The sequence below is a fragment of the Bacteroidota bacterium genome (assembly GCA_018692315.1).
GTDB lineage: Bacteria > Bacteroidota > Bacteroidia > Bacteroidales > JABHKC01 > JABHKC01.
The window spans coordinates 1-12,889 of record JABHKC010000017.1 but is presented as its reverse complement, the minus strand read 5'-3'; the positions used below and the strand labels follow the sequence as shown (position 1 = coordinate 12,889).

Annotated in this window: 7 protein-coding genes; 2 read left to right on the top strand and 5 right to left on the bottom strand. The window is 33.1% G+C overall.

What is annotated here, in order from left to right:
• The coding region (locus HN894_01195) for a hypothetical protein (GenBank protein MBT7141922.1) at positions 1-218 on the top strand (218 nt) is incomplete at its 5' end.
• A gap of 114 nt (positions 219-332) precedes the next feature.
• Here HN894_01195 and HN894_01190 read toward each other — a convergent pair.
• From HN894_01190 to elbB, 5 genes are all read right to left on the bottom strand, one after another.
• Positions 333-5,720 carry a hypothetical protein gene (locus HN894_01190; protein MBT7141921.1) on the bottom strand — a complete coding sequence of 1,796 codons (5,388 nt, stop codon included), beginning with the start codon at positions 5,718-5,720 and terminating at the stop codon, positions 333-335.
• A 494-nt stretch (positions 5,721-6,214) separates the two neighbouring features.
• Entirely contained in the window at positions 6,215-8,188 is a 1,974-nt protein-coding gene (locus HN894_01185; GenBank protein ID MBT7141920.1) for a hypothetical protein, read from the bottom strand.
• 1 nt (position 8,189) lies between these two features.
• Positions 8,190-9,113: a metallophosphoesterase gene (locus tag HN894_01180; protein ID MBT7141919.1), complete on the bottom strand. Its 924-nt coding sequence runs from the start codon at positions 9,111-9,113 to the stop codon at positions 8,190-8,192.
• Between the two features lie 179 nt (positions 9,114-9,292).
• On the bottom strand, positions 9,293-11,476 hold the full coding sequence (locus HN894_01175) for a S9 family peptidase (protein MBT7141918.1): 2,184 nt from the start codon (positions 11,474-11,476) through the stop codon (positions 9,293-9,295).
• 79 nt (positions 11,477-11,555) lie between these two features.
• Positions 11,556-12,209 (bottom strand): isoprenoid biosynthesis glyoxalase ElbB, encoded by a 654-nt coding sequence (gene elbB, locus HN894_01170; GenBank protein MBT7141917.1) that lies wholly within the window; start codon positions 12,207-12,209, stop codon positions 11,556-11,558.
• A 66-nt stretch (positions 12,210-12,275) separates the two neighbouring features.
• On the opposite strand from elbB, the gene thpR reads away from it, so the two are divergent.
• Positions 12,276-12,758: an RNA 2',3'-cyclic phosphodiesterase gene (gene thpR / locus HN894_01165; GenBank protein MBT7141916.1), complete on the top strand. Its 483-nt coding sequence runs from the start codon at positions 12,276-12,278 to the stop codon at positions 12,756-12,758.
• Positions 12,759-12,889 lie beyond the last annotated feature (131 nt).

Here is a 12,889-nt window from a genome sequence, read left to right as displayed (position 1 = left end):
TTTCCCTCTCTGCAGGCTGGAATATAATTGGTTACCTGTTGCAATCCCCTATCGATATTTCACAAATATTTTCAACCATTGTGTCAAATACCGAAATTGTAAAAGACGATGCCGGCAACGTTTACTGGCCACAATTTAGTGTAAACAACATAGGTAATATGCTTCCCGGAAAAGGCTATCAGGTGAAGATGAATGTTGGGGATGTTTTGGTTTATTAGATGTGAATCATTAATTATTCTTCGATAGCTATCAGATTAGTGTAATTTCATTTAATCATAAAAAAGCTTGTTACATACATTATGACAAGCTTTTTTTAATGAATAAATGCCGTATTAGTTAGCAGGATAGGTTAAATTGGCTGAATTATTCATTTTCACTTGATAGCCATCGCCGGGTTTCATATCACCAATAAGGTTAATTCCCCAGGCAGGCCAATAAGTTCCGCCGAGATAGTCTTTTACTATTTCAATATCGTTTGAAATTGAGCTTAACATTTGTATAATTGAAGCCGGATTGTTTCTAAGGTAAGAAAGATAGCTCCATCCTGCAGGAATTATACATGAAGTATTTTCAGGAATGATAGCAACACCTCCTATTGTAAGTGTATCACTGTTTATCATTTTAATTTGATAGCCTTCGCAATTAGAAATATCTCCAATTAAATTGATATTGTATAATGGCCAAAATGTTCCACCAAGATAATTTTTCACAATTTGAACGTTCTGAATTACATCATTTAGAACGGTGTCTATTGAAGGATTTTGAGGAATCATATAAGTAGAAAAATAGCTCCAGCCAACTGGTAAATCAATTTCTTGAAATTGTTCTCCTTCAGCAATTAAAGATGTCAAACCACTCAAACCACCATTAACAAAATTTCCTTGATTTGGCATTGGAGGAAAAGGCATATAGGTAGCTACGGCTATATATTCAGTTCCGGTTGAAGCATCCCAAATTTTCCAATTAAATTCTTCACCAATAGAAAATCCATCGTTTCCGAGGTTTTCACCATAAGCTGAAATAGTGGTGTTATTTCCTTGCCATACTCCATATCCGCTACAAGCTAAAGTTCCGAGCGAATCAAAAAACATTCCGATATAATCGCCTGTTTCAATTTGAGCTCCATTTATTGTGATAGGAATATTGTCATAAACAAGTACCAGATGAGGGTTTGGTGTAGTTGAATAAGTCCAATTTGGTGCATTGCTCGACGAAACAGAAATGTCGAAGGACATGCTTATTTGGCAACCATTTGAATCTTCTACTATTGTCGAATAATTCCCGGCAGCTAAGTTGCTGATATTTTGTGTAGTAAATCCATTATTCCATGAAAAAGTATATGGCAAAATTCCACCGGAAACAGTAATACTAATTGATCCATCGCTTATTCCAAAATCGGAGGTATTTGTAACAAAATAATTACTAATTTCAATAGGAAAATCCGGCTGTGCAATAGTTGCATAGATAGTATCCTGACATGAATTTAGATCGTTTACTATTAGATCATAAGATCCTGCTCCAATATTTTCAATATTTTCAGCTGAAGAACCATCGGACCAAGTGTAGGAGTAGGGAGGAGTTCCACCTATTGTGCTTGTTTGTATCATTCCTGTTTGTTCGCCGTAGCAATTCACATTTTGCAGATTGTTGATGTTTGCAAGTAGTTGCAATGGCTGGATAATTTCAAATGAAGCAGAATTGAAACATGATGATATTTGATGAGTTATAGTAATCTGATAAAATCCTGCGGAGAGATTTGAAATTGTTTCTGTTGTTTCTCCATTCGACCATAAATAGCTAAATTGTGAAGTATTTGAATTTATTTCAGCAGAAACATCAATCTCTCCATTATTTTCTCCATAACACTGTATATCAGTAATATTATTAGTGATATTAATTTGAGAATTCAATTCTGAGACAAAAATTGTATCGATCAATTGGCAGGTATTTGTATCAGTAATAGTAAGCTCGTATAGTCCGCTTGTTAGATTAATAATCGATGAGGTAGTTTGAGTATTCGACCAAAGATACTGATAAGGTGCTGTACCTCCGCTTACTGTTGCCTGAAGACTGCCATTGGAGCCTTGATAACAAGTTGCATCTACAATTGTAGAATTGATTGATAAGGAGTTTTCAGGCTGCAAAATAATTGTTGAATCAAATATCATACATCCATTTCCATCGCTTACTTCCAGAAAATATTCTCCTGCATAAAGGTTTATAAGATTTGAATCAAACGAAATTATATTTGACTGAGAATCAGTCCAAACATAGCTAAAAGGAGCAATCCCATTTATTGTGCTTAGAATTTGCCCATCATTGTCGCCGTAACAGACAACTGATGTTGTAAATAATTGTATTTCAGTCGTCTCATTAAAAACAGAATCTGAAATTATTTGGCTACAATTATTTGAATCAGTTACGATAACTGTGTATAATTCATTTCCTTGAATATTACTAATGTCTTCAGTCGTTTCGCTGTTACTCCACAAAAATGTATATGGTGGTGTTCCCCCTAAAACAGAAAGATCTATTGCTCCTTGATTATTACAAGTTTCATTAGTTTTATCAAAACTTAATTGGATTTGGCTTGGTTGTACAATTTCAAATGTTTCAGAATAAGTTCCATTTGCACCTGTGATATTCACTGTATAGTTAGCTGCAAAAAGTCCTGAAATATCTTCAATATCATTTTGTGAAATAGGATATCCCATATCGTTCGTCCATAAAAATGTATAAGGTCCGGGGAAAAGCAAAGAATCAATGCTAATATTTATTTGTCCTTGAGGATCGAATGCACACATAAGGTCAGTTGTTTCATGCAAAATTGTGTCTTGAGATGTATATTGATTTACGGTAAATGAAAATATTTCAGTACAGAAATTATTATCAGAAATTGTTAGTTCGTACAATCCTATAGCAAGATTGTCAATATCTTCACTAATTTCTCCATTGCTCCATATAAAGTTGTATGGAGGAGTTCCACCAAAGGGAGTAATATCAATCTGTCCATTGTTAGCCCCAAGGCCTACAACTTCTACCGTAGAATAATCAACAGATATTATACTTGCTGGCTGAACAATTTCAGCAGAATCTAATTCAATACAACCAAATCCGTCTGTTACTTTAAGAAAGTACCAACCGGCTGATTGATTTATCAAACTATCTGCGGTAGAAATTATATTTAAATTTATATCAGTCCAAACAAATGAAAAAGGTAGAGTGCCAATTACATTAGGGATAATTGCTCCGTCAGATTGTCCCAAACAATTTACATTGCTGGTTTCTAATTGTATATCTATAGAAGAAAAATCAACAAATATTGTAGCATTAACGGAACACATATTTGCATCTGCTATAAGTATAGTATAATTTCCTGAAGTTAGATTTGAAATATCTTCAGTTATCGAACCATTACTCCAAAAATAAAAATATGGCGGAGTTCCACCGTTCATAGTCATATCAATTGCACCTAAAGAATTGCATGATTGATTGCTTACGTCGAAGGATGATTGCATCATATCTGGTTGATTTACCGAGATATAACTGCTAATGGTTCCGTTTGCACCGCTAACAACTACTGTATATTCTGCTGCATAAAGATTTGAAATATCTTCGGTATTGTTTGGAGAAATTGGTAAACTCATATTATTCGTCCATAAATATGTGTAGGGTCCTGGAAATAATGCAGGGTTGATTACTAAATCGATAGCTCCGGTGGGCTGGTACGCACAGTTTAGATCTGTTACTATGAAAGACAAGGTATCTTCTCCGGCTGGTTGATTTATAGCGGCAATTAACGTATCAGGGCATTGATTTGCATCTGTAACAATCAATGTATAGTTTCCGAAGCCTACATTATATAGATTCTGCGAACTTGCTCCATTATTCCATGAAAATGAATAATTTGGAGTTCCTCCAGTAATCGAAACAATTATTTCACCATCGCTTGCACCAAAACTTGAAGCATTAATAATATTTGAACTTATGCTTATAGCTTGAGGTTCAGAAATTGAAATTGAGCTATCAAGAATACAACCGTTTACATCAGATAAATGAAAGTTGTATAAACCTGCAATTTGATTGTTGATTATATTTTGAGATGAAATAAAATTGTTTTGATTATCTGTCCATTCGTACAAAAATGGCGGAGTACCTTGTGCAACTGCCTCCAACTCACCATCATAATGTCCGTAACAACTTACCGAAGTTTCTATAAAACTAACATTTATAACAAATGAAGATATATAAGCAGAGTCTGTTGTTATGCAATTATTAGCATCGGTAATTTGTACTGAATAATAAAATTCTGGATTTAGATTAAAAATATCTTCGCTACTTTCGCCCGTATTCCATAAAAATGAAAATGGAGAAACTCCATCTTGAATTTCCAAATTTATTGAGCCTAAAGAATCACAAGTTTCATTGGAAACTGTCATTGAATATGTTGTTTCGAGTGGGCTAAAAATTTCAACCGAACCAATAATTGATCCACCTTGACCAGAAACCGTTACAGAATATATTGCCGCTTGCAAATTGCTTATATCTTCGAGAGTATCAGGAAAAATTGAATATCCCATATTGTTGCTCCACTGGTAGGAGTATGGTCCTGAAAAAAGCAAAGTATCAATAGTTAAATTAATTTCTCCAATTGCCGAATTGTTGCAACCGGCATCAGCAACTTCAAAAGAAAGAATATCTTGTGTTGCCGGCTCATTTACGCTTGCAATAATTGTTTCTGTACAGGAATTTACATCCATAATGAAAAGAGAATAAGTTCCAGGTGTTAAACCTGAAATATCTTCAGTCATGCTTCCATTTGTCCAGAAAAATACATATGGTGGAGTACCGCCGGTTGTAGAAACATCAATTGCTCCATTTGCAAGTCCGGGTAAAGAAATATCCGAAACTATTACACTTGTAGTGATTGGGTCAGCTTGATTAATTACTGCAAAAGTGTCGATTACACATGAATTTCCATCGCTTAGATGAAAGGAATATTCACCAGCAGGCATAAATGAAATTGCATTTGAAACTGAAACAATATTATTAGAAGAATCTTTCCATTCGTATGAAAATGGGCTTGTCCCAGAAACATATGATTCAAGCGAACCATCGTTACCTCCAAAGCAACTTACATCAGTACTTATAAAATTTACATCTAATATGAGATTATCGACAAAGGCAGAGCCTACTGCATTACACATATTTGCATCGGTTACATAAACTGTGTAAGATTGCCCACCTAATAGACTAATTAAATTTTGTGTGGTTGAACCATTGCTCCAGAAATTGTAATATGGAGGTGTTCCTCCTGAAATCGTTAAGTCTATGCTACCAAGCGAATTGCAAGTCTCAGATGTAGAATTTAATGATATTTGCAAACTAAGTGGCTGTTCAACATTTACTGAACCGGAAATTGTGCTCCCTCCAAAACCTGTAACTGTTACAGAATATGTCGAGGCAGATAGAAAAGATAAATCTTCTATAGTGTCATTAAAACCTGCACTACTTTCCCAAAAATAGGTGTAAGGTCCTGGAAATCCTTGCTGATCGACTGTCAGATTTATTGCTCCTTGCGGCTCAAATGCACAAGCAGCATTTGTAATTTCAAATGTTAAATATCCTTGAATTATTGTGGTGTCCTGAGCTTTCAGATTTAAAAAGCTAAATGCAATAATTATGCTTGAGATTGCAAGTAATCTATATTTTCTACTCATGGTTTTATAGTTTTAAAATGTAATTGATTTTTTCCCTTTAATATTTTGAACTCGACTATTAAATAATATAAAATCTTGTAATTTAAATATTTACAGAAAATATTACAACTATTTATTCTATATATTTCTTTTTTCATAAATCAAAATATTCTATACAAACATAATTTTATTGGCTTGATAAAACAAATTTATTAACAAATTGCATTATTTCAATGATATAAGTTATGTGCAAAAATCTAATGATTATACGTGGCTATTCAAAAACTCCCAATCTGCCGCGAGTTTGTAATTTGTGGCTGATGAACTTTTTTATTTTTATCCCACCGTTTTGTCATGATTTTTGAAAAAATCAAAAATCCCGCCAATACTATTTTTTCCGTTTTCTTTTCCTTGCCATAAATGGCATGGCTATTACAGATTGTCTCTTTCAGGATTTTAGTTGAAAGTTTGTATATTTCAAATTTCAAATTTCCAACCTTCAAGCTCCAACTTTTTCATTCAAAAACAAAAGGAGCCGGAATTTTAAGTTCAAAATCTTCAAATTGATGAACATTTTTTCCTGACAAATGTAATCCGAGATTTGAAGTTTCGCTCAAAGGTGATGGATAATATGCAATCCTAAACTGGAAAGTTTTAAAAAGAAGGTTTTCGTTTCTAATTCTGAAACCCAAACCTATTGCCGAATAGTATTTCTCATCGAAAACAAATGACAAATCGTGTCCGATAGTGCCAATATCTAGGAAACTAAAAAAAGCAAATTTAAAGCCATAGAAATGCCAGGGAGTAAAAACTATCGACTCCAGATTCAGCGAAAATCTGTTTGTCCCAACTAATAAATCTGAATTGATTCCTCGAATACCTGTATTGTTGCTCAAAAAAAGTAATTCGTCTTCAAATCTATTTATTCCAATGAGATACTCTATATCAATAAAATGCCGAAAATGGTATCTTCCTTTTGTCTGCAAATGACTAAAATATTGAGTTTTAAGCAAAAAATTGCCTTGTTGGAAATTTGTTTTTTCAAAAAAGCCACCAAAATCAATGTTGCCATAAATGTAGCCAAAATTTTTGAGCTTGCCTGCTGAAAATCTTATGCCTGAATAATGCCTATTACTAAACTCATTAAGTTCGTATGCACCTATCAATTCTAACAGATAACCATAAGGAATATCTTCGGTTCTACCGTATTCGTATATAAGATTACTTTTGTAATAGTTTCGTTTAGATAGAGCTACACTCAAAATATGCAAACTTCGCCTATGATATTTTTTGTTTGTTTGAAAATCGGTTGGTGGTCGTTCGCAAAACTCTTTTCTTAAGAATCTGCCAGAAACAATTATTTGAGACTTTTTTAATATTTTATTAGAAAAAGAAGGAAGCTGAAAAGCTCTTCCTAACCAAAAATCCAGATAGTTGAATTTTACTGTGTCATTTTTTATATTTAAATTAGACTCAATTATTTTTGATTGTTTCAGATTAATCCCACCCGCATATTGAAACTTCTTTGCAAGAAAATTTCTTTTCAAATCAATTTCATAATTTGTAATATCGAAGGCATTGTCATAAATTAATTTTCCTTCAATGAAACTACCTGCAATATTTGCAACTTTATAATTTGCATTATATCCAACTGGTTTCATATCTCTTCTGTTCATCAAAATATCGTTGCTGAACTTGTGCCCTGTCCCGAATATATTATTATTAAAAAACGAAATAGACATAGAATCTTTGTTATGATATTTTCCATCGAGGGCAGCAGAAAAAACATCTTTTGTAATAATAAAAATATCGACAGAGTCTTGCGAGGCGGGAATTACTAAAAATCTGGCTTCGTTAATATAAGAAATATCTCGTAAAATTCTTTCATTATCAGCCATTAGGTCGGGCTTCAGTAGTTCATTTTCTGCGAAAAGCAAATTGTTTCTTAAAACTCTGTCCTGAGTATTTACATGAGTTTTGTTTAGAAACTTCCGCAATTTGGATTTAGTGATAGAAACTGAATCTAATTGTTCAAATGCAAAAATGTCTAATTTATAGAAATGAATCTGCTTGATAATTTTACCTTCGAATTCCGAAAACTGATTCTCAAATTCTATTATTTCTTTATTATCAATACTAATTGTTGAATTTGGATTGCAAAGTATTAGATTGTAAACTTCTTTCAACAACCAATAATTATTGGCTTTAGACCTGATTGAATCGTAAAATGCTTTAGTTTTATATTTTGAGTTATTTTTAATAGGAAGCGACAAAGAATCTGTATAAAAATATACACTGTCATCGGTATAAATAGTTGTAGAATCCCTATTCATCAAATGTTTTACATTGTGGAATTTTAAACTATCAAGCACCGGGATTAGCGACTGTGAAGAGACATTTTGTTTCAGAAAAAATATGATTGCAGCAAAAACAAAGACTCTAAAATGGTATCTGGTTTTTCTTAATTGTATTGAATTTAATGATTTCAATTTACTTCTTTTTCAAAGTTAAAATAGCAACTTCTCCAATGCAATTGAAGCGAATTGGGATTCCTGAAACTCCGCAGCCCGACGATGTGTAACCTGAAAGTTTTTTATACTGCCACTTCCCTTTGTAGAATTTTTTTCCGTCGTACAGATGTGTAATCAATGGAATTCCTCCGGGCAAGCAAATTTGTCCGGCATGTGTATGTCCACAAAAATATAAACTGTAGCCATTTTTCTCGGCTTCGCGAAACATTTCGGGCGAGTGAGCCAGCAATATTTTAAATTCACCATTGCTTTCTTCAATTGTGTCAACTATCTGGTCGGTGTAGTATGAATGTGGATCGTCAATGCCGGTAATCACAATTTGTTCATTTCCCTTTTTTATAGCTAAACTTTCGTTAGGCAATACATTGATCCCTGCTTTTTCAAGTGGATTTAGCATAAGGTAAGAATCGTGATTTCCGAAAACAGAATAAATTCCATCTTTTTGTTGTAGAGCATTCACTATGGTTTGAATGGGTTCAGAAATTCTTGCTACTCCTCCAGTGTTTTTCTTCCGATAGTCTCCTGTAATTACACAAATATCACAGCTTTGCGATTTTATTAGTTTAGCAATAATATTTTCAATTCCTTCGAGAGTGTCGAAATGCAAATCGGAAAGGTGCATAATTTTATAGCCATCGAAAGCTGCCGGCAAATTTTCGAAATAAAAGTCTTTTTCATTAATTACAATATTTTTGGCATTCTTTAAACCAATTTCGTAGAGTTTCACCACCTTTATAATGAAAATGAAGATTTTTAATAGCCCCTTAAAGAATTTCCAATATCGCCGGCTTTTTCCTTTTTTTTGACGCTTATAGGTGTCGGTTTCTAACACCGAGCGCGTAGCAGCCCAAATAATTCTTCTTTCATTTTTTCCTATTTGCATTTTAATAAGATGCTAATTTGATATTTGAAATTATAATTGAAATTTGCCTCAAATTCACTGATTATTTCATCTGTCTAAAATTTGTTTCCCGCAGATGTAGCGGATTTTCGTTTATAAATTTTCTGCCTTTATCTGCATAATATGCGAGAAATTTGGTTTTCGTACTATTGATAGAATTACTATAAATTATCAAAAATAAAATTTGTCATTTTTGTGTAAAGATGCAATCGGGTGTTTCCTCCATAGATGCCATGATTTTTGTTAGGGTAAAATTGCTCCTCGAACTGTATATTTGCTTCAATAAGTTTCGATGCCAGCTCCATAGAATTCTGAAAATGAACATTATCGTCGCCGGTTCCATGAACTAAAAGGAATTTGCCCTTCATTTTTTCAACATGATTTATTGGCGAATTATCATCGTATCCTTCTGCATTATTTTTCGGCAGTCCCATATATCTTTCGGTATAAATTGAGTCGTAGAATCGCCAGTTGGTAACCGGAGCAACTGCAATTGCCATTTTGAAAAATGCTGCTCCTTTCGTTAGGCAAAGTGTGGACATATAACCTCCATAACTCCAGCCAAATACGCCAATTCTATCGGGATCGACAAAAGATTTTCTCCTTAGATATTTTGCAAATTCAATCTGATCGATAGTTTCGTATTTTCCTAATTGTTCGTAGGTAATTTTTTTGAATTCCTCGCCACGTGCTCCTGTTCCTCTATTGTCGAGCGAAACTACTATATAGCCATTTTGAGCAAGCATTTGATACCAACCCATGTTCCCGTCCCAACTGTCGGTTACGGTTTGCGAACCAGGACCACCATAAATTGTGAAAAAGACAGGATATTTTTTGTTTTCGTCAAAATCCGAAGGTTTTATCATCCAGGCATTTAATTCTACATTTTCGGAAGTCTTAAATGAGAAAAATTCTTTTTTACTAAAACCATAATCTGTCATTTTTTCAATAAGGCTATTATTGTTTTTTAATTCTCGAACAAATTTGCCTGACGAATTGTGCAAACTCACGTATGTTGGAGAATTTGCATTCGAATAATAGTTTATGAAATATTTGAAGTTTTTGCTAAAAACTGCTTTGTTTGTACCAATTTTTTGCGAAATGTCTTTTTTCGATTTGCCGTTCAATTTTATAGAACAAACTTTTCGTTGTAGTGGAGAATCTTCGGCAGAAGTGAAAAATACTCGTTTCGATTTTGTATCGTATCCGTTAAAATCTGTAACATCCCATTCGCCTTGAGTTATTTGATTCACCAGATTGCCGTTCAAATCGTATAAATATAAATGATAGAATCCGCTTTTTTCACTACTGTAGATGAAATGTTTTTTGTCGTTGAGAAAAATTACTGTGTTATCTTTTACCTCATCCACATATTTTTCGTCCTCTTCTGTCAGGATTATTTGAGTGCTTCCATTTTTAGCATTAGCCAACAGAATTTCGAGTTTGTTTTGGAGCCGGTTCATTTTGTAAATCGCAAAAATATCATTGTCTTTTGTCCATTTTATGCGTGGAACATATTGGTCTGTTTCTGTTCCAATATCTGCAACAATTGATTTTTTTGTATTGAAATCGAAAACATTGATGCTTACAATCGCATTGTCCTCACCAGCTTTTGGATATTTAAAACGATACCATTCAGGATAAAGTTCACCATAAGTAGTCATGTTAAATTGTTTAACCTCAGATTCGTTGAATTTGTAATAAGCTAATCTATCACCATTTGGCGACCAAACAAAAGCTTTCGAAAAAGCAAATTCTTCTTCGTAAACCCAATCGGGAGCACCATTAATTATTTCATTGTATTTTCCATCGGTGGTAATCTGAATTTCCTCAAGCTTAGCTAAGTTCATAACAAAAAGGTTGTTGTCTCTTACAAATGCAATTTTTGAACCATCGGGCGAAAATGTTGCTAACTGCTGTTTGCCATTTTCCGACAAAGGAATAATATTTTTTGTTTCAATATCGAAAACAAAATAACTTGCCGAAAATGAATGCCTGTAAATTGCTTCTTTTTTGCTTGTCAGCAAGATTTTTGTTTCCGTCTCGTTGAAACTATAATCTGAAATTCTCTTGATTCCATTATCGTAAAATGTACTTGTGTCAGTGAAATTTAATAAAGTATCTCCGGTTTTATAGCTGATTTTTAGAATATTAATTCCTTTGTTTAAAACTGTGTAATTTTCGCCATCGTTCGTGGAGCGCAAACCGTAAACCGAACGAGGATAAAATGTGTAGTTTTTCCAAAGGTCTTCAAGGCTTATTTTCTTTGTATCTGTTTGCGAAAAAAGTGGATTTGCAATTGCAAAAACTGCAATGACAATTAATAGTTTGTTTAGAAATTTCATTTTTTTTGAAAATTTAATTTATGATGTTGATAATTGATATTAAAAAATGTCCTCTTGAAAAATGTGTTATGGAGAATTATCACATCTCAAGAATTGCTTTCACAATATTTTCTGCTCCATCGGCAATGTCGGTAATAGAAGCATCGAGCATGTAGCAAGGTGTTGTGGCTACTTTATATACTTTGTCAACAATAACTTCGCCATGATTTGTATTCAGGTGTGTTGAACCGAGATTTTCGATTGCCTCTGCTGTTCCTTTATCTTGCCCGATTGTAAGCTCTACATTTCCTAAAACTTTAGCTAGCAAAACCGGCGAAATGCACAAGGCACCAATTGGTTTTTTCAAAGCAAACATTTTTTTAATTGCTGCCTCAACTTCTTCGTCCACAGTGCAATTTGTGCCATTTATTGCAAAATCGCACAAATTTTTGGCAACTCCAAAACCTCCCGGAAATATAATGGCATCGAATTGTTCAGCTTTAAATTCGCTCAAAGCTTTAATATTTCCGCGTGCAATGCGTGCAGATTCTATCAAAACGTTGCGGGTTTCATCCATTTCTTCGCCCGAAATATGATTCACAACATGATGTTGCTGAATGTTGGGTGCAAAAATTTCGTATTCAGCTCCATTTTTTTTTATAGAGTATAAAGTCATGGTTGCTTCGTGTATTTCAGCTCCATCGAATACTCCACATCCGGCTAATACTACTGCAAATTTCTTTTGAGTTTCCATAATATCTATTTTAAATTATAATAATAAATTTTGGTCTAAAATACTTATTTTTTGCATTTTTATAAAATGAAACGAACTTTTATTGCAATAAAAATTAAAGCTGAAACTACTTTATTGAAAGTAATTTACGATTATAAGTTGGTTTTGAAAGATTCACAAATCAGATGGGTCGATGAAAATAATTTGCATTTGACGCTTAAATTTCTCGGAAATACCAATGAAAATTTGATTAAACCAATTTGCGAAAAGTTAGAAAATATTGCAGGCAATCAAAAATCATTTTCTTTAGATTTGTGCGAAACAGGCTTGTTTAAAAACCTGAAAAATCCAAGAGCTTTATGGATAGGAATTAATGAATCGCCAGAATTAGATAAGCTAAAATTTGATATTGAACTGGCTATGGAAAAACTTGGTTTTGAAATGGATATTAAAAATTTCAATCCACATCTTACAATTGGTAGAGTAAAACATCTTGAAAATAAGCATTTTCTGAAAAATTTGATTGAAAAATATAAAGCTAAAAGTTTTCAACAAATCTATCCTGCATAATTCACAAAAACAAGCAAAATGATGTTAATATTCTGTAATACAGACAAATGCAAGCTTTGATAAAAAACATTAATTTTTTAAATAAAAATGGAGTTCATGTATATTTTTTTCCAATAAGTTACTATCTTAGA